We start from the raw sequence: 17,927 nt of genomic DNA, 5'->3' as shown, positions 1-17,927 counted from the left end.
CGCCGAAGAACCATGAAACAGCAGCCGGCCCGTTATCCGGGCAACGGCTCGTGAGGAGGCAGTCGATGTCTGAAACCGGATCTTCGCTGGATCGGGATGATCGTTTTGTCTACGTGTCCGCCACGGACCCGCTCACCCGGCCGCTCTTCGACGAGCTGGCGCACGAGTACAGCAGCCGCTACGCGGCCTATATTCCCGAAGAGGAACTCGGCAAGGAGCTGGTGCGTTATCCGGGCGAAGCGTTCGCGCCGCCGCAGGGCGCATTCCTGCTGCTGCTGAGGGACGGGCAGGCCATCGCCGGCGGCGCCTTCATGCGCCATCACACCCCTGCGACGGCGGAGTTCAAGCGCATCTGGGTCAGCCGCGCGCATCGCCGCCAGGGGCTCGCGCGCCGCGTGCTGGCCGAGCTCGAGGCGCAGGCTGCCCGGCAAGGCTACACGCGCGTGCATCTGGGCACCGGGCCGCGGCAACCCGAAGCGGTGGGCCTTTACCGGTCCTCCGGCTATACGCTGCTGTCGTCGCACGATTTCGGCGAGGACGCGCCGCCCGGCGTATTGTTCGAGAAATATCTGCTGCCGGCCCGGCACCGGGCCAGCCCCGACTGAATCGATGATTCACGACGAGCCGCACGCGTCCGTGCGCGATGATCCGGCGCAACCCGTCACCCTGGGCCGGCCCTCCGGCGCGACCGGGTGGGCGGTGCGACGGCGCGCTGCCGGAAGCGGTTCGAACGGCGCGGGCGCCCGTGCGAACATCGTGCTGGGCATCTGTGTCGCGATGGGCTTCACCACGCTTCTCGATCAGGCGATCTTCACGCTGGCCGTGCCGACGCTCAGGCGTGAACTGCATGCGTCGACAGCCGAAATACAGCTGATCACGTCGGTCTATTCCATTGCGTTCGGCATCGCGCTCGTCCCGGCAGGCCGGCTCGGCGACGTGATCGGGCGCCGCCTGCTGTTTCTGGTCGGGCTCGCGATGTTTTCGGGTTTCAGCGTGCTGGGCGGACTGGCGGACGACGCGCGCACGGTGATCGTCGCGCGCGTGCTGCAAGGGCTCGGCGCGGGGATGATCAATACGCAGATATTCGGTTTGATCCAGGACTTGTTCAAAGGCGCGGCGCAGGCCAGGGCACTCGGGCGATACGCGTCGGCGGGCGGTTTGTCGGGGCTCGCCGGCCCGATGCTCGGCGGGCTGATTCTTGCGTCGGTTCCGCCGGATCTCGGCTGGCGGCTGCTGTTTCTCGTCAATGCGCCGTTCGGAATGGCCGTGTTCTATCTGGCGCTTCGGCATCTGCCGCGCCACCGGTTGTCGGACGCCCGGTTTTCGATCGATCCGGTCGGCCTGGCCCTGCTGTCCGCGGTCACGCTCGCGCTGATGCTCGCCACGCTGGTCGGCGGCACCGGCATACCGCCGCGACGCGTTTGTCTCGTGGTCGCGATGGCCGGGTTGCCGCTGTTTCTGGCGTGGGAGGCGGCGTATCAGCGGCGCGGCGGCACGCCGATTCTGTCGCGCGGTCTGCTCGGGTCTGGCGGGTACGTCCTCGGCACGCTCGTGGCGATGTGCCAGTTCGCGGCGGGCGTGACCCTCGGGATGGTCAGTGCCTTGTTCTTTCTCGACGGCTTGCATCTCGATCCGCTGCTGTTTGCCGCGCTGTCGATTCCTGCCGCGCTGGCCTCGATCGCCGCGACCATGTGGAGCTGGCGATTCGTCGGGCGCTTCGGCCGTGCCGGGACGGTGTGCGCAATCGCGTGTTATGCGCTCGCCGTCGCCGCGCAAGGTCTGGCGACCGAGTACTTCGCGGTTCGCTGGATCGTGTTCGCGTATCCCGCGATCGTCCTGCTGCAGGGGTTCGCCAGCGGCCTGATCCATGCGCCGAACCAGGCCATGACGCTCGCGGAGATCGGCCAGGATCAGGGGCGGGGGCTTGCTGCCGGGTTTCTGCAGTTGTCGCAGCGACTCGCCTGCTCGATCGGCATGTCGTGGGGAACCGGCGTATTCCTGGTGCAGGCGTCGTCTTCGGCAGGTCTGGCCGCATACCGGGATGCGTTCGTCGAAGTGTCGGTGCCGATATTGCTGCTGGTGGCCGGCGCATTTGCGGCAGCGTGTGCGGACTGGATGATCAGGCACGCGCGTGACGCGGCCGGGTGAATTGCATTGCGCGGCGAATCGCATTTTCCATGCGGTTTCGAATTTACGATACGGAATCCTGATTAAGTGTATCTGTGTGAATAACGTTTTCGAAAATGCTTGGTTTGAGCGCGCACGGTTCGCGCGCACTATTGCAGGATGCGATGCGCGGCATGAAGCGTGTCGAACGAATCCGCCGATCCCGGCAAATCAGAGGCAGATGACTCGAAGCATCTGGCGTATCAGTGACTGACGAAGTAATCGACACATCCCCACTCGACCTGCTCGCGTTGCCCATGTTCGACGAGTTGTCGGTCGAATATTCCACGCGCTACCAGGACTTTCGCGCGGTGCCCGCGGAAGTCGTGCGTGACGAACTCCTGACCTACCCGGCGGCGCTGTTCGCGCCACCCGATGGCGCTTTCATCCTGATTCGACGCGGTGACGAAGTCGTGGGCGGCGGTGCATTTCAGCGCTACGACGACACGACGGCGGAACTCAAGCGCATCTGGGCGCATTCCGGCGTTCGTCGCCAGGGCGTCGCACGCCGCGTGGTGGCCGAGCTCGAAGCACGTGCGTTGAAGCAGGGATACCGGCGGGTTTATCTCACGACCGGATTTCGTCAACCGGAGGCCTCGGCGCTCTATCTCGGCACCGGCTACGAACCGCTATACGATCCGGCGATCGCACCGGAAGTGCATTGGCGACTGCCTTTCGCAAAGGATCTGCTCGAACCCGGTCGTATCGAACATTTGCAGGATCTGAAGCCGGACAGGCCGTTGGGTCGGCCGTTCGGTGCATGACGCATGAACACTTCCACGGGATACCGAAAAATGAATCGTCGTCGCGGAATCGGCCTGGCCTTGTCCGGTGCGTTTGCGGTGGTGGTAATGGGGGTTGCCGGCATCGCGCAATCGGCGACGTCGTTCAACCTGAGCCCCGATCAGCATGATCGCCCGCGCGTCACGCCGGATGCGGAGGCGATCAAGTTGATCCCGGAGAACTTCCGTTTTGCCGAGAAGGGCGTGCTGACCGTCGGCATCGCGGTGGCATTTCCCCCGATCAGTGCATACGCAACGGACGCGAAAACGATCGTCGGCGCCGATCCGGATCTCGCCCAACTGGTTGCGGACGAACTCGGACTGAAGCTCAAGCTCGTGCCGCTCGCTTGGGCGGACTGGCCGCTTGCCGTCGCGTCCGGCAAGGTGGACGCGGTGCTGTCGAACGTGACCGTGACGGAAGCGCGCAAACAGAAATTCGACTTCTCGACCTATCGCCGCGACGTGCTCGGTTTCTACGTCGAGCAGAACAGTCCCATCAAGCAGATTCGCGAGCCCAGGGATATCGCCGGATTGCGCGTCATCGGCGACTCCGGAACCAACCAGGAAAAGATCCTGCTGGCCTGGGACAAGGAAAACGTCGCACACGGGCTGAAGCCGATTCACGTGCTGTATTACGAGGATCCGTCGGTGCGGACGCTGGCGCTGGTATCGGGGCGCGCCGACGCGATTTTCAGCGTCAATGCCGCGCTGGTCTATCAAGCGAGCCAGGGTGTGAAGATCCGGCAGGTCGGCACGGTCAGCGGCGGGTGGCCCCGCACGGCGGAAGTTGCCGTCACCACCCGCAAGGGCGGCGGACTGGCCGTGCCCATTACCTACGCCATCAACGACCTGATCCGGAACGGCAAGTACCAGCAGGTGCTGGGCCGCTGGAATCTCGACAGCGAGGCGATCACGAAGGCCGCGACGAATCCTCCGGGGCTCCCCGATCTCTGATCGGGTCATGAGCGGCCGAAGCACGGCCGTCATGCGGAAAATCCTCGGCTAATCATATGGACTACTACTAAAAGGCAGCGTGTAGCGTGCCTTCAATCGGCAAAGAACGGAGAAATCATGCGGCACACACGGGGCGAGGGGGTCTCGCCGAAGACGCGCAGGACGGTGATATCGGTGGCGGTTGCGGCAAGCGTTTTTCACGGCGCGGCCTGGGCGCAGGAAGCGGGAGCGGGAGCGGGGGACGGGGCGGCGGCGGTCGCGGCGCCGGCCAGTAGTGCGGTCGCACCGGCATCGTCGGCGTCGGCCGCGCCGGACGGCAAGGTACAGGTTCAGGACCGGGTCGTGATCACGGGTTCGCGCACGGAGACGCGTGCGAGCAAGAGCCTGACGCCGATCGACGTGATCGGTGGCGATCAATTGCGCGCGACGGGGCAAACCAACCTGCGCGACGCATTGGTGAAACTCTCGCCGTCGATCACCCGGACCTCGTACTCCGGCGACACGGGCGTGTTGACCGATACGCTGTCGCTTCATGGCCTCACGCCCGACCACGTGCTCGTGCTGGTGAATGGCAAGCGCCGCCATACGACGGCCAACATCACGCTCGACCCGGGCCTGAACCAGGGCTCGACCGGCGTGGACATCGATACCATTCCGGTCGGCCTGATCGACCACATCGAAGTGCTGCGCGACGGTGCGTCCGCGCAGTACGGCTCGGATGCGATCGCGGGCGTGATCAACATCATCCTGAAGCGCAATGCGCGCGGCGGCGAGCTTGCCACGACGAACGGGCAGACATACTCCGGCGACGGTTTCAAGACGAGCGAGTCGGCCACGATCGGCCTGAATCTCGCCGACAAGGGCTTTCTCGACCTGAGCGCCGGGTTCGACCGGCAGAACCATACGATCCGCACCGGGCCGGACGATTATTTCGGGCGCTTTCCGCAAGGACAGGGCTACTACAACCCGATCCTGGGCGACCCGGCCAGTTCGCGCGAGACGGTCGGCTTCAATGCCGGCTACTACCTCGGCGACGAGGTCGAACTCTACGGTTTCGGCACTTACGCACACCGGAACGGCGATGCGTACCAGAACTTTCGTCCGCCTTTCGTGCTGCCGCAGGTCTACCCGAACGGCTTCGTGCCGGTCGAAACGATCAACGAGAACGACTACTCGGTGACGGCGGGGATCAAGGGAAAGAACCTGTTCGGCTGGGCGTGGGATTTCAGCACGACCTACGGCGGGGACTACAGCGTGTTCGGCATGCGCAATTCCGCCAACACCGGGTTGTACGCGGCATCGGGCTATACGCCGACCACCTTCCACCTGTCGACCGTCAGCAATACGCAGCTGACCAACAACCTCGACCTGTCGCGGGCATTCAATGTCCCGCTGCTGCCGGCGCCGCTGAACGTCGCGGTGGGCGTCGAGCAGCGGCGCGAAACCTATACGATCCGCAACGGCGAGCAGGCATCCTGGATCTACGGCGGGTCGGCTGCGTTGCCGGGCCTGGCGCCCGTCAGCGCGAGCGACATCTCGCGTAACGTGATCGGCACGTACATCGATTTGTCGACCTACCTGACGCCGAAATGGCAGGTGAATCTGGCGGGCCGCTACGAGCACTACAACGACGTCGGCGACACCACCAACGGCAAGATCGCCACCCGCTACCAGTTTTCGCCGGCCATTGCGGTTCGCGGCAGCGTCAGCTCCGGCTTTCGTGCGCCGTCGCTGGCCCAGGAGTCCTATACCAGCGTGACCACGTCGCCGGCGTCGGTGGGCGGCATCCTGGCGACGACCTCGCCCGGCGCGCGCCTGATCGGTGCGCAGGCGCTGAAGCCTGAAGAGTCGACCAGCTACAACTTCGGTCTGGTGCTCAATCCCGTTCGCAACCTGCAGCTGACGATCGACGCTTACCAGATCAACATCCGCAACCGCATCGTGCTCGGCGGAACCGCGTCGGGCGCGGCGGCCATCGCCGCGCTCGAAGGGGCGGGGCTGACGGTCCCGGGATCGGTGCCGGTGTCGGCGGTCAGCGCGAGCTATTTCACCAACGGCGCCAATACGCGCACGCGAGGGATCGACCTGGCGGGTACCTACCACACCGGTTTCGGCCGGTACGGGCAGGTGGACTGGGACTTCGGGGTGAACCTGAATACGACCTCGGTCACGCACGTGGCGAACGGGTCGAACGGCAGGCCGTCGCTGAACGCGCAGCAGATCGCGTCGCTGTCCACCACGACGCCGAAGAACAAGATCATCGTCGGCGGCACCTGGCGCCTCGACAAGTGGGCCGTGACGCTCCACGAGACGCGTTACGGGAAGACCTCGGGAGAAGCGACCTACATCGTCGGACCGAACGCGTTCTCGACCTCCCAGTTCGTTCACTTCGAGGAGGCCGCACGCTATGTCACCGATGTCGAGGTGCGCTATGACGTGACCAAGAAATTCCAGATCGCGGCCGGCGCGCAGAACCTGTTCGACGTCCGCCCGAGCAAGCTGCCGTACGAGGCGCAGCTGGAAGGCATCCAGTACAGCGGCGGCAGCACGATCGGCGTCAACGGCGGTTTCTATTATCTGCGGGCACGCTATCTGTTCTGATCGATCGGCCATATTCATAGAAGAAATGACCGTAACGGGCAGATGAGCCGTTATCCATAATGAATGATCCGTCCGGCATGTTCCGCTTTTTCGGCGCCCGTCCGAGGCCGTTTCATTTCGGCGGGACGACCGACTTACAAGGTTGAGCTTCATGTCTTATTCCCTTTCGATTCTCGACAAAAGCCCGATTGCAGAAGGGGCGAGCGCGCACGACGCGTTGAACTTCACGATCGCGCTTGCGAAGCGTGCCGAAGCGCTCGGCTACAAGCGCTACTGGATTGCGGAACACCATGGCGCGCCGGGTCTCGCGAGCTCGGCACCGGAGATCATCGTGTCGCATTTGCTTGCGCATACGTCGCGGATTCGCGTCGGCTCGGGTGGCGTGATGCTTCAGCATTACAGCCCCTACAAGGTCGCCGAATCGTTCCGTGCGCTGGCTTCGCTCGCGCCCGGACGTGTCGACCTGGGCGTCGGCAAGGCGCCCGGCGGGCTGCCGCTCACGACGCGGGCATTGCAATGGTTTCACGACAAGGCGAAGAAGCCCGACTTTGCCGGGCAACTCGCCGAACTCGATGCGTTTCTCGGCGACGGCGTCGCGCCGGACCACCCGTTGGCCGGGGCGGTCGCCTTGCCCGCGCCGCCGGAATCGCCGCAGCGCATCCTGCTGGGCGGTAGTCCGGAAAGTGCCGAACTGGCCGCCCGGCATGACTGGCAGTTCTGCTACGCAGGCCACTTCAACGGCGACATCGGCAATATCGAAAGGTCGCTCGACGTCTATCGCAGCGCGACGGGCCGTGTGCCGCTGCTCGCCCTGTTCGCGGTCGCCGCGCAATCGTCGGAGGACGCCAGACGCCAGGTCGGCGCGTTGCGGATCTTCAAGTTGCGATTCGGCAACGGGCAGAGCGTCAACCTGCAGAGCCCGGAGGCGGCGGCCGATTTCGCGCGCCAGATCGGCGTCACCGACTATCGAATCGACGAGTTGCGTCCGCAGGTCGCGGCGGGCACGCCGGACGAGGTGCGTCGGGAACTGGATGCGCTGCATGAGCGCTTCGGCATCGAGGAGTTCGTCATCGACAACCCGGTGGCGGACCATGCCAAGCGCCTCGCCTCGATCGAGGCGCTGGCAGGTCTCGAGCAGCCGGTCGGCGCGTGACGGCGCCTGGCTGCCTTTTCATTCTTCAGACCGCGGATTCGAACATGACCCAACGCAACCTCACTTTCGGCCTGATGCTGCATGGCGCAGGCGGCCACATGAATTCTTGGAAGCATCCGGCCGGCCCCGCCGATGCGAGCGTCAACATCGACTTCGTCACCGGCATCGCGCAGAAGGCCGAAGCCAACGGCGTGGCATTCGTGTTCGTCGCGGATGGCCTTTACATCAACGAGAAGTCGATCCCGCATTTCCTGAACCGCTTCGAGCCGATCTCGATCCTGTCCGCGCTTGCGACGGCCACATCGAAGATCGGGCTGGCGGGCACGCTGTCCACGTCGTACAGCCATCCGTTCACGGTCGCCCGCCAGTTCGCGTCGCTCGACCTGATCAGCGGCGGGCGCGCCGGGTGGAACGTCGTGACCTCGCCGCTCGAAGGCTCGGCGAAGAACTACGGCGGCGCACATCCGGATCACGCACTGCGTTACGAGATCGCCGATGAATACCTGCAGGCGGTGCAGGGCCTGTGGGACAGCTGGGACGACGACGCGTTCGTGCGCGACCGCGCGAGCGGCCGCTTCTTCGATCGCGACAAGCTGCACCCGCTGAACCATAAGGGCCGCTTTTTCGAGGTGGCCGGGCCGCTCAACATCCAGCGTTCGCCGCAGGGGCAGCCGGTGATTTTCCAGGCGGGAGCGTCGGATGACGGTATCGCGCTGGCCGGCAAGTATGCCGATGCCGTGTTCACGCACGCGCCGTCGCTGGACGAGACGCGCGCATTTGCCGAGCGCGTGCGCGACAGCGCGGAGGCGCACGGCCGCGCGCGCACCGACGTGAAGATCTTCCCCGGTATCGGACCGATCGTCGGTGCGACGCGCGAAGAAGCCGAGGAGAAGTACCGCGCGATTCGCGATCTGCTCACGATCGACGAGGCGCTCGCTTATCTCGGCCGCTTTTTCGAGCATCACGACTTTTCGCAGTATCCGCTCGATGCGCCGTTTCCTGAGCTGGGCGAGCTCGGCAGGAACAGTTTCCGTTCCACGACCGATCGCATCAAGGACGAGGCCAGGCGAAACGGTTCGACGCTCAGGGAGGTGGCGCTCGACGTGGCGACGCCGAAGCCCGGGTTCATCGGCACCGGCGAGACGGTCGCGGACGAACTGATCCGCTGGTTCGATGCGGGCGCGGCCGACGGCTTCATTCTCGGCTTCCAGGTGCAGACCGAAGGGCTCGAGGATTTCGTCCGTTACGTGATTCCCGCACTCGAGGCACGGGGCCGCTACCACCGTGCGCTACCGGGCGCCACGCTGCGGGACCATCTCGGCCTGCCGCGCCGCGCGAGCCGTTACGCAACCGCAGAGACTGCGTGACGGATCGACATGACATGCGCAAAGGCAGCGTGATGAACGATATTTCCAGGATTGCCGGTCATGCACCCTTCGTGGCCGAAGGCGCGTCATCGGCGCCACCCGACTACGCGCAATACCGGGTCGTTCCTGCCCGCAATCCGGCAAGGACGCTCGGGACCGCCGGGGCGATCGTGCTGATCGCTGCCGTTCTCTATTCGGTGCTCGACAACCCGCACTGGGGCTGGAAAGTCTTTGCGCAGTGGTTTTTCTCCGAAGCCGTGCTCGCGGGGCTCGGGCAGACGCTGCTGCTGACGGCGCTCGGCGCGGTCCTCGGCTTCGCGCTGGCCGTTCCGCTCGCGCTGGCGCGACTTTCGCGCTCGCCGCTGTTGTCCTCGTGCGCGTGGGCCTACATCTGGCTGTTCCGTTCGATTCCGACCATCGTCCTGCTGCTGTTGCTGAACAATCTCGGCTATCTGTACGACACGGTCAGGCTCGCGATTCCGTTCACGAACATCGTGTTCCTGCACGGCCCGACCACGGATCTGATCACACCGTTCATGGCAGCGATCCTCGGGCTGACGCTGACCCAGGCCGCGTTCGCGGCGGAGGCGATCCGCGGCGGCATCCTGTCGGTCGACCACGGGCAGCGCGAGGCCGCGGCGGCGCTCGGCCTGCCGCGCGCGCGGCAGACCTGGCGCATCGTGCTGCCTCAGGCGATGCGCGCGATCCTGCCTGCCGCGTTCAACGACGTGATCGGACTGGCGAAGGGCACCGCGGTCGTCTATATCCTCGCGATGCCGGATCTGTTCTACACGGTCCAGATCATCTACCACCGCAACCTGGAAGTGATTCCGATGCTGATGGTCGCGACCGTCTGGTATTTGGTGATCCTGACCGTATTGTCCGCGATCCAGGTTCATATCGAGCGCCACTATGCGCGCGGTGCGACGCGCGACCCGGTGGCCGTGTCGCCGGTTTCCGCATTCCTGCGCAAAGGTTTCCGTTCGGTCGAGACGCTGCTTTCCCCGGTCGCGGTGGCGGGCAGCCAGCCGGACGACGCGGCGGCGGGTGCCGAGACGACCGGCTGGGCGAAACAGCGCGTCGGGGCGGCCGTCGGCATTCATCGCATATCGAAGCGCTTCGGGGCGCAGAAGGTGCTCGACGACGTTTCGCTGGCCATCCCGTCCGGGAGCGTGACGGTCATTCTGGGGCAGTCGGGCTCCGGCAAGTCGACGCTGCTGCGTACCGTCAACCACCTCGAGCGTGTCGACGAGGGCTTCATCGACATCGACGGCGAACTGGTCGGCTATCGCCGCGACGGGCGCACGCTCCACGAACTCAAGGAAAAGGACATCCTGCGCCGCCGCGCCGAGGTCGGCATGGTGTTCCAGAGTTTCAACCTGTTCCCGCATTTGACCGTGCTCCAGAACGTCGTCGAGGCGCCGGTCGCGGCCGGCCTGCCGCGCGAACGGGCGGCAGCGGAAGCACGCGCGCTGCTCGCCCGCGTGGGCCTGGCCGACAAGGCCGATGCGTGGCCGCGTCAGCTGTCCGGCGGGCAGCAGCAACGCGTGGCGATCGCCCGCGCGCTCGCGCTGAAGCCCAAGGTGTTGCTGTTCGACGAGCCGACTTCCGCGCTCGACCCGGAGCTCGTCAACGAAGTGCTCGACGTGATTCGTCAGCTTGCCCGTTCCGGGACGACGCTGATCATCGTCACGCACGAGATCGGTTTTGCGCGCGAAGTGGCCGACACGATCGTTTTCATGGACGGCGGACGCATCGTGGAGTCGGGGCCGCCGTCGGCGGTGCTGGCGGCGCCCTCGCATCCGCGTACGCGCGAGTTCCTGTCCAGGGTGCTGTCGTAGTCATGTGCGGGTCTCCCGGCTTGCGGCCGGCACGACATGGCATCGACACCGTGGCAAATGACGAAGGATGAAAAAGTGAGCAACGGACGAATCGATCACATTGCATTCCTCACACCGGGAAATTATCCCGACGAGGACGCCGCCGCCGGATTCGAGCGGACGCTCGAGCTGTTTCGCGTCGGCGAGGCACTCGGTTACGACAGCGCCTGGGTGCGGCAGCGTCATCTCGAGCGCGCCGTGTCCTCGGCCGCCACGTTTCTCGCGGCGGCGAGCCAGCGGACGAGCCGGATCGGGCTCGGCACGGCGGTGATCCAGATGGGCTACGAGAATCCGTTCCGGCTCGCCGAGGATCTGGCGACCGTGGACGTGCTGTCGAACGGCCGGCTCAATGTGGGGCTCAGCGCAGGCGCGCCGAATCACGGCGCGCTGCTGGGCGAGCGGCTGTTCGACACCGATCCCGACCTGGTCGACTTCTCGCACGCACGGGTGGCACGCCTGCGTCGCAATCTCGCCGGCGACTGGCTCGGTGACGACGACACGTTCGTGGAATCGGCCGCCGGCCGGGTGCGGCCGCGGGTGAGCCCGTATGCGCCCGGTCTGACGGACCGGCTCTGGTATGGGGGCGGTTCCAGGCGTTCGATCGAGTGGGCCGCCAGAAACGGCTTCAACTTGCTGATCGGCAATCTGACCACGGGCGAGGGAACCGACAGTTATGTCGACGCCCAGCTTCGGCAGCTCGAGCTGTACCGCCGTCACTGGAGCGAAGCCGCCGCACCCCGTATCGCGCTGGGCCGGGTGATCGTCCCGACCGACAGTGCAGATGCGCGGGAGCGTGAACGCTATCGGGCGTTTGCAGACGCGCGCCATGCCCGCACGCTGGCGCCGCAGGGCGAACGGCGCACGCTCTTCGCACCGGATCTCGTCGGCACCTCGGACGAGATCGTGGAGCGGCTGCTTGCCGACCCCGTGGTCGGACAAGTGCGGGAACTGCGCCTGGAATTGCCTTACGACCTGCCGTTCGAAAGTTACCGGCAGATTCTCGACGATTTCGTCACGCGTATCGCCCCGGCACTCGGCTGGCGTCCGGCCGACCGGCGAGAGCCGGTCGCGGCCTGACGGGAGCGACACGACGTGCGTCGGGCGGCGTGCGTGACCGGAATCGGCGACGGGGCGGATACGGCCGCGCGGGCCGGGACCGTCTCGCCGCCACGCGCGCGGCCGGTCACGCGCCGGCGAATCGCTTGCGCCGCCGTCCGTGCGCCGGCCCGCCGATGTCAGGCGGCGCCGAACGCCCGACCTTATTGCCATTGGACTGAACATGACTAGCGCCTCTCAAACCCGACTCGCGGCAATCGGCCGTCCGCGCCAGTTCGGCAACAAGCGGACCCATCCGGTCCGTCGCTTCGGCGGCATCGCGATCGCCATCGGCCTGCATCTCGTCCTGATCTGGGCGCTGGTGAACGGCCTGGCGACCCGGGTCGTCGAGATCGTCCAGCAACCGATCGAGACCCGCATCATCGTGCCGGTGAAACCGCCGCCGCCCCCGCCGCCGAAGCCGGTCGAGAAGGTCGTGTCGAAGCCGCGGGTGGCGCCGCCGCCTCCGCCGTTCGTGCCGCCGCCCGAGGTCCACGTGCAGGTGCCGCCGCCGCCGACCATCACGCACCAGGCCGCGCCGGCCCCGAGCGCACCCGTGCACGAGGCGCCGCCCGCGCCGGCGCCTGCGCCGGCGCCGGTCGCGAGGCCGGTGAACCAGGAGGTCGGCGTCGTCTGCCCGAACTCGGACGAAGTCCGCTCGTCGATCGTCTATCCGCCCGAGGCGCAGGACAACAACATCACGGGCGATGTGACGGTCGAGTTTACGGTGGACCCGGACGGTCGCGTCACGAACCTGAGGCTCGCGCAGCCGGCGGACCCGGTGCTCAATCGGGCGGCGCTCAGTGCGGTCAAGCGCTTTCGCTGCATTGCGCAGGGGCAGCCCGTGCGGGTGCGGGTACCGTTTTCCTTCAATCTGAATTGATGCCGGCCACACGCCGTTCGAGCTGGCCGGCTTCACGAATCGACACACGACGTATACGGATGGAGTCCTTATGAAAAAGCGCTTTCGCGCCGCACTTGCGGCAAGTCTGATGATCACCGCCGGCATTGGCGGCACCCTGGTCGCACCGCACACCGTGCTCGCACAGGAAGCAGCGGCATCGGCGCCCGGCCGGGCGGCATCCGGCGCGGCACCGACCGCGGCGGCACCGGCTGCCGCCAGTGCGGCCGATCTTTCGGCGCCGCCGCCCGCGCCCGCGACGTCGGCAACCGTCGAGAACCCGTATGGCCTCGGTGCCCTGTGGGCGAACGGCGACTTCGTGGCCCGCTTCGTCCTTGGGCTGCTCGTGGTCATGTCGCTCGGCAGCTGGTACATCATGATCACCAAGTTCCTCGAGCAGGTGCGGGCAAACAGCCGCGCGAAATCGGCCGACGAGCAGGTCTGGAATGCGCCGACGCTGGCCGAAGGCGCGGCCCAGCTCGATGATGCGTCGCCGTTCCGTTTCATCGCCGAGAACGCGATCGAGGCCGGGGAGCATCACGACACGGCGCTGCTCGATTCGGTCGATCGCAATACCTGGATCGACCTGAACATCGAGCGTTCGATCACCAACGTGTCGAACCGGCTGCAGGACGGCCTCGCGTTTCTGGGCACCGTGGGATCCACGGCGCCGTTCGTCGGGCTGTTCGGCACGGTGTGGGGCATCTATCACGCGCTGACGGCCATCGGCATCGCCGGCCAGGCATCGATCGACAAGGTCGCCGGCCCGGTGGGCGAGGCGCTGATCATGACCGCGATCGGCCTCGCCGTGGCCGTACCGGCCGTGCTCGGCTACAACTTCCTCGTGCGCCGGAACAAGTCCGTGATGGAGCGCGTGCGCGACTTCGGCGCGCAGTTGCATACGGTATTGCTCGCGGGCGGCCGGCGCGCGGCCGGCAGCAGCGCGACGCCCGCGGCACCGGCGCCGCAGGCGCTGGCGGTTCAGTCGTGAGCGGAGGCTGTCATGGCGATCAGTGTCGGCGGTGACGACAACGACGAGGTCATCTCGGCGATCAACACGACGCCGCTCGTGGACGTGATGCTGGTGCTGCTGATCATCTTCCTGATCACGATCCCGGTGGTGACCCATACGATCCAGGTGCAGTTGCCGAAGGAGCGGGTCCAGCCGCTGCAGACGCAGCCGAAAAGCATCGAGCTCGCGGTGAACCGGCAGGGCGACATCTTCTGGGGCACCGAGCATGTGGACCTGCAGACGCTGGTGGCGCGGCTGAAGGACGTATCCGCGCAGACGCCGCAGCCGGACGTGCACGTGCGCGGCGATCAGGCCACGCCGTATCAGTACATCGGCAAGGTCGTGACGGCGTGCGAGCGGGCCGGGATCGGCAAGCTTTCCTTCATTACTCAGCCCCCCGCACGGGGCGGCTAGGGAGTTCGAACGATGGGTATGAACGCAGGTTCCGGCGCGGGCAGGGACGAGCCGGATGTGATGGTGGACATCAACACCACGCCGCTGATCGACGTGATGCTGGTGCTGCTGATCATGTTGATCATCACGATCCCGATCCAGATGCATTCGGTGAAGATGAACTTGCCGGTCGGGAATCCGCCCGTCCCGCCGCATCCGCCTCAGGTGGTGCAGATCGACATCGGCGCGGACGGCTCGGTCAACTGGAACGGCGCGGCCGTGCGGGGCGGCGCGGCGCTGGACGCGAAGTTTCGCGAGGTGGCGGCCGAGGCGGACCAGGACGAGATCCGGTTGCGCCCGGACAAGGCGGCGCCTTACCGGGCGGTGGCCGAAGTGCTGGCGTCGGCCCAGCGCGAAGGGGCGACGAAGATCGGGTTGATCGGCAACGAACAGTACATGCAATGAGTCGCGCGGAAGGTTCGTCGAGCGCTCGGGTGCCGGAGCGGGGCGGCCGGGTGCCGATCTTCAGGCAAGCGACGTTTCCCGCACCGCCGTGCCGATGAAGACGAAGCGGATGAAGCGGGAGAGGAAGCGTAGTTTCCTACAACATCAGTACAACCAATGAAAGTGACATCATGAGCGAAGCGCAGGCAGAGCGGGCGAACGGGCGTTCCAGGCGGATTCATCTTGGCGCGACGATCCACGGACCCGGTGGACATTACGCGGGATGGCGGCACCCCGACGCGGTGATCGACGCAAGCATCAACCCGGACTTCGCGAAGAACGTGGCCCGCCAGGCCGAGGCGGGCAAGTTCGATTTCGTATTCGTGGCGGACGGCCTGCATATCAACGCGAAGTCGATTCCGCACTTCCTGAACCGGTTCGAGCCGCTCACGCTGTTGTCGGCGCTGTCGGCCGTCACGGAACGGGTGGGGCTGGTGGGAACCCTGTCGACGTCCTACAGCGAACCGTTCACGGTTGCCCGGCAGTTCGCGAGCCTGGATCACCTGAGCGGGGGGCGAGCGGGCTGGAACGTCGTGACGTCGCCGCTCGAAGGTTCCGCGCGGAATTTTTCGCGCACCGCGCATCCCGAACATGACGAACGTTACCGGATCGCCGACGAATATCTCGAGGTCACGAAGGGGCTCTGGGATTCCTGGGAGGACGACGCGTTCGTGCGCGACCGCGCGAGCGGCGTGTTCTTCGATCCGGCCAAGCTCCATACGCTCGATCACAAGGGCAAGTATTTCTCCGTCGAGGGGCCGCTGAACGTCGGGCGTACGCCGCAGGCGCGTCCCGTCCTGTTCCAGGCCGGCGCGTCGGATGCGGGCAAGCAGCTCGCGGCGAAGCATGCGGATGCGGTCTTCACGCATCACGACACGCTGGCTCAGGCGCGCGATTTCTATGCCGATCTCAAGCATCAGGTGAGCGGGCACGGCAGGCATCCCGACGACCTGAAGATCTTCCAGGGCATCGGCGTGATCGTGGGCGCTTCTGCCGAGGACGCGGAACGGCAATACCAGGAGAGCCTGACACTGATCACGATCGAAAGCGCGCTCGACCATCTCGGCCGGTTTTTCGAGCATCACGATTTCGGCCAGTATCCGCTCGGCGCGCCGTTTCCGGAAATCGGCGACCTCGGCAGCAACAGTTTCCGCAGCGGGACGGACGAGATCAAGCGCAATGCGCGCGAGCGCGGCCTGACGCTGCGCGAGGTCGCGCTCGAATCGGCTGCGCCGCGCCCGCGTTTCATCGGGACCCCGGAGCAGATCGCGGATGGTTTGCAGGAATGGTTCGAGGCCGGCGCGGCTGACGGTTTCATCGTCGGTGGCGGGACGCCTTCGGCATTCACCGATTTCGTCGAACAGGTGGTGCCGATTCTCCGACAGCGCGGGCTGTTCCGTGCCGAGTATCAGGGAGAGACCTTGCGCGACCATCTCGGCGTGGGTTATCCGCGCAATCGCTACACGGCGGCATAAATTCATCTGGAACGCGCCGACGGTCGCGCGGTGGCGAGCTGGCGGTTCGTACCGGCACTCGCTGCGCGGGCAGGCATGGTAAGGCGGCGCCGCTCTGGTGCTCGTCTCGACACCTGTCCGGCAAATGCGAGCGGTAGTGTGGCCGCGAGCGTATCGGCGGCCCTGTTGGCGCGAATATGGATAGATCGCTCAATCGGTCTGCATTAAAAATGCCCCTGGGTTTTAAAGCGACGAATGACAAAAATGAATGATTGTGCGTGACGTGACGGACGAGTCACGTTCGATCGGAAGACTGCTCTATGCATCGACTTCCGGCAACAAAGCGACGAAGTTCTCCACGATGGAATCGGGCACTGCGTCCCGCCACGTCAGTCCGACATCCCAGCGCGCATCGGCATCGGGGATAGGCAGGCACACGACCTTGTCGCCCGGCGAGTGCAGCGCCGATTCGTGCATGATCGACACCCCAAGCCCCGCGCCGACCAGAGAGATGATCGTCAGCGACTCGTTCGCGTGCTGCACGAAGCGTGGCTCGAAGCTGCGCGACTCGCAAAACCGTGCGATGTGATCATGCAGGCCCGGTGCGCGTGCGCGCTGCAGCAATAGAAACGGCAGCGTGCGCAGCAATGGCGAATCGAAACCCGTGATCGTGTCCGCGAGCGTGCGCGGTACGACGAGCGCGAGTCGATCGGAGAGAAGACGCCGATGCGCGAGACCGGTCCGAACGGGCAGGCGGACGAAGCCCGCCTGGAGGCTGCCTTCGAGCAGCCGCTCCATCTGCTCGGCCGACGACAGATCATGCAGCGTGACCTCGACATCGGGAAAACGCTCGCGAAAGCGCGGCAACACACGCGACACCGTCTCCACCGTCGAGAAGCTATAGCCAATGGCGAGTCGTCCGACTTCGCCGCGCGCGGCTCGCTTTCCCAGCGAGAGGACGCGTTCGGCCTGATCCACCAGCGGTTGGGCTTCGGCGAGGAAATAGCGTCCCAGTTCCGTCAACTCCGTGCCATGCCGGTCACGCCGAAAAAGCGGCGCGCCCAGGTCGTCTTCGAGTCGCTTGATCTGTTTCGTGAGGGCAGGCTGCGACAGGTTGAGCGCTTGCGAGGCGGAGCCGAAGTGCAGCGAGTTCGCGAGTGTAACGAACGATTTGAGTAGATGGAAGTTCATATCCGCGAGTTATCACCGCCAGGAAAACATGTCATTGGACCGCGTTGTGCGGCTATGTTCGAATCCTGGTTCGCGCAGTATAGCCGGCCGTTTTACGTCGGCGTGCGATGCGATCCATATATTGAAAATGGTGCTTTCGTTATTCCGGAAGCGCGAAAGCGGAAATGGTTGAACGCGTATCGATGCAAGCGTTCCGTGTTTTTTTGTTCAAGGGCAGATCAACCTGCAGGAGAGAAATGAAACGATATTCGGGGAGATCACGCGCGGCAGTCGTGCCGCACGTCATGGCTCGCAGATTGGTTCGGCCGGCACGGTTCGGCGTCGGTCTCGGCATCACGCTTTTCGCGGCGCAGGCCGCCGTGGCGCAGGGCGACGCGCCGGCGCCCGACGCCGGTGCGGCCGGCAGCACGACGCTGCCGGCGATCACGGTGAGCGGCGAGCGCGGCAACACGCTGCGCGCACGCACGGCGTCGG

General features: G+C 65.7%; 16 protein-coding genes. 15 read left to right on the top strand and 1 reads right to left on the bottom strand.

Annotated elements, in window-relative coordinates; all coding sequences use genetic code 11:
- The first annotated feature begins 65 nt into the window (after nucleotides 1-65).
- The 14 genes from DID99_RS26620 (at nucleotide 66) to DID99_RS26555 (ending at nucleotide 16,283) form a co-directional block, all read left to right on the top strand.
- On the top strand, nucleotides 66-605 hold the full coding sequence (locus DID99_RS26620; RefSeq protein ID WP_124667808.1) for a GNAT family N-acetyltransferase: 540 nt from the start codon (nucleotides 66-68) through the stop codon (nucleotides 603-605).
- A 4-nt stretch (nucleotides 606-609) separates the two neighbouring features.
- Nucleotides 610-2,148, top strand: coding sequence for an MFS transporter (locus DID99_RS26615; RefSeq protein WP_124667807.1), 1,539 nt, complete (start codon nucleotides 610-612; stop codon nucleotides 2,146-2,148).
- 224 nt (nucleotides 2,149-2,372) lie between these two features.
- Nucleotides 2,373-2,930, top strand: a complete 558-nt coding sequence (locus DID99_RS26610) for a GNAT family N-acetyltransferase (protein WP_044848940.1) — start codon at nucleotides 2,373-2,375, stop codon at nucleotides 2,928-2,930.
- A gap of 30 nt (nucleotides 2,931-2,960) precedes the next feature.
- Nucleotides 2,961-3,902 carry an ABC transporter substrate-binding protein gene (locus DID99_RS26605; protein ID WP_124489479.1) on the top strand — a complete coding sequence of 314 codons (942 nt, stop codon included), beginning with the start codon at nucleotides 2,961-2,963 and terminating at the stop codon, nucleotides 3,900-3,902.
- 117 nt (nucleotides 3,903-4,019) lie between these two features.
- A complete protein-coding gene (locus DID99_RS26600; protein ID WP_124667806.1) occupies nucleotides 4,020-6,503 on the top strand; it encodes a TonB-dependent siderophore receptor in 2,484 nt (827 codons plus the stop codon).
- Nucleotides 6,504-6,654: 151 nt separating this feature from the next.
- Complete coding sequence (locus DID99_RS26595; protein WP_124667805.1) at nucleotides 6,655-7,656, top strand: LLM class flavin-dependent oxidoreductase; 1,002 nt, start codon at nucleotides 6,655-6,657, stop codon at nucleotides 7,654-7,656.
- Between the two features lie 44 nt (nucleotides 7,657-7,700).
- Complete coding sequence (locus DID99_RS26590) at nucleotides 7,701-9,023, top strand: LLM class flavin-dependent oxidoreductase (RefSeq protein WP_124667804.1); 1,323 nt, start codon at nucleotides 7,701-7,703, stop codon at nucleotides 9,021-9,023.
- 32 nt (nucleotides 9,024-9,055) lie between these two features.
- Nucleotides 9,056-10,864, top strand: coding sequence for an amino acid ABC transporter permease/ATP-binding protein (locus tag DID99_RS38370; RefSeq protein WP_124667835.1), 1,809 nt, complete (start codon nucleotides 9,056-9,058; stop codon nucleotides 10,862-10,864).
- Between the two features lie 57 nt (nucleotides 10,865-10,921).
- The gene (locus DID99_RS26580; protein ID WP_185641371.1) at nucleotides 10,922-11,980 is read left to right on the top strand and encodes an LLM class flavin-dependent oxidoreductase; all 1,059 of its coding nucleotides are present in this window, start codon (nucleotides 10,922-10,924) and stop codon (nucleotides 11,978-11,980) included.
- A gap of 202 nt (nucleotides 11,981-12,182) precedes the next feature.
- Nucleotides 12,183-12,881, top strand: coding sequence for an energy transducer TonB (locus tag DID99_RS26575; protein WP_124667834.1), 699 nt, complete (start codon nucleotides 12,183-12,185; stop codon nucleotides 12,879-12,881).
- Between the two features lie 70 nt (nucleotides 12,882-12,951).
- The gene (locus DID99_RS26570) at nucleotides 12,952-13,890 is read left to right on the top strand and encodes a MotA/TolQ/ExbB proton channel family protein (protein ID WP_124489455.1); all 939 of its coding nucleotides are present in this window, start codon (nucleotides 12,952-12,954) and stop codon (nucleotides 13,888-13,890) included.
- Between the two features lie 12 nt (nucleotides 13,891-13,902).
- Nucleotides 13,903-14,325 (top strand): biopolymer transporter ExbD, encoded by a 423-nt coding sequence (locus DID99_RS26565; protein WP_124667803.1) that lies wholly within the window; start codon nucleotides 13,903-13,905, stop codon nucleotides 14,323-14,325.
- Between the two features lie 12 nt (nucleotides 14,326-14,337).
- Nucleotides 14,338-14,769: a biopolymer transporter ExbD gene (locus tag DID99_RS26560; RefSeq protein WP_044848623.1), complete on the top strand. Its 432-nt coding sequence runs from the start codon at nucleotides 14,338-14,340 to the stop codon at nucleotides 14,767-14,769.
- 170 nt (nucleotides 14,770-14,939) lie between these two features.
- Complete coding sequence (locus DID99_RS26555; protein ID WP_124667802.1) at nucleotides 14,940-16,283, top strand: LLM class flavin-dependent oxidoreductase; 1,344 nt, start codon at nucleotides 14,940-14,942, stop codon at nucleotides 16,281-16,283.
- A gap of 297 nt (nucleotides 16,284-16,580) precedes the next feature.
- On the opposite strand, the gene DID99_RS26550 is transcribed toward DID99_RS26555, so the two are convergent.
- A complete protein-coding gene (locus tag DID99_RS26550) occupies nucleotides 16,581-17,453 on the bottom strand; it encodes a LysR family transcriptional regulator (protein WP_124667801.1) in 873 nt (290 codons plus the stop codon).
- Between the two features lie 284 nt (nucleotides 17,454-17,737).
- On the opposite strand from DID99_RS26550, the gene DID99_RS37955 reads away from it, so the two are divergent.
- A partial coding sequence (locus tag DID99_RS37955) for a hypothetical protein (protein ID WP_148094682.1) occupies nucleotides 17,738-17,927 on the top strand: 190 nt, incomplete at its 3' end.

It is taken from the genome of Burkholderia sp. Bp8986, assembly GCF_003854225.1.
In the GTDB taxonomy this organism is placed as follows: Bacteria; Pseudomonadota; Gammaproteobacteria; order Burkholderiales; family Burkholderiaceae; genus Burkholderia.
This window is presented reverse-complemented; position numbering and strand designations above follow the sequence as displayed.

Bases quoted from the DNA above. Each gene is read 5' to 3' on its own strand.
- DID99_RS26615 (WP_124667807.1), top strand. From the start codon at position 610: ATGATTCACGACGAGCCGCACGCGTCCGTGCGCGATGATCCGGCGCAA.
- DID99_RS26575 (WP_124667834.1), top strand. From the start codon at position 12,183: ATGACTAGCGCCTCTCAAACCCGACTCGCGGCAATCGGCCGTCCGCGC.
- DID99_RS26560 (WP_044848623.1), top strand. From the start codon at position 14,338: ATGGGTATGAACGCAGGTTCCGGCGCGGGCAGGGACGAGCCGGATGTG.
- DID99_RS26555 (WP_124667802.1), top strand. From the start codon at position 14,940: ATGAGCGAAGCGCAGGCAGAGCGGGCGAACGGGCGTTCCAGGCGGATT.
- DID99_RS26620 (WP_124667808.1), top strand. From the start codon at position 66: ATGTCTGAAACCGGATCTTCGCTGGATCGGGATGATCGTTTTGTCTAC.
- DID99_RS26565 (WP_124667803.1), top strand. From the start codon at position 13,903: ATGGCGATCAGTGTCGGCGGTGACGACAACGACGAGGTCATCTCGGCG.
- DID99_RS26605 (WP_124489479.1), top strand. From the start codon at position 2,961: ATGAATCGTCGTCGCGGAATCGGCCTGGCCTTGTCCGGTGCGTTTGCG.
- DID99_RS26580 (WP_185641371.1), top strand. From the start codon at position 10,922: ATGACGAAGGATGAAAAAGTGAGCAACGGACGAATCGATCACATTGCA.
- DID99_RS26590 (WP_124667804.1), top strand. From the start codon at position 7,701: ATGACCCAACGCAACCTCACTTTCGGCCTGATGCTGCATGGCGCAGGC.
- DID99_RS26550 (WP_124667801.1), bottom strand. From the start codon at position 17,453: ATGAACTTCCATCTACTCAAATCGTTCGTTACACTCGCGAACTCGCTG.
- DID99_RS26570 (WP_124489455.1), top strand. From the start codon at position 12,952: ATGAAAAAGCGCTTTCGCGCCGCACTTGCGGCAAGTCTGATGATCACC.
- DID99_RS38370 (WP_124667835.1), top strand. From the start codon at position 9,056: ATGAACGATATTTCCAGGATTGCCGGTCATGCACCCTTCGTGGCCGAA.
- DID99_RS26600 (WP_124667806.1), top strand. From the start codon at position 4,020: ATGCGGCACACACGGGGCGAGGGGGTCTCGCCGAAGACGCGCAGGACG.
- DID99_RS26595 (WP_124667805.1), top strand. From the start codon at position 6,655: ATGTCTTATTCCCTTTCGATTCTCGACAAAAGCCCGATTGCAGAAGGG.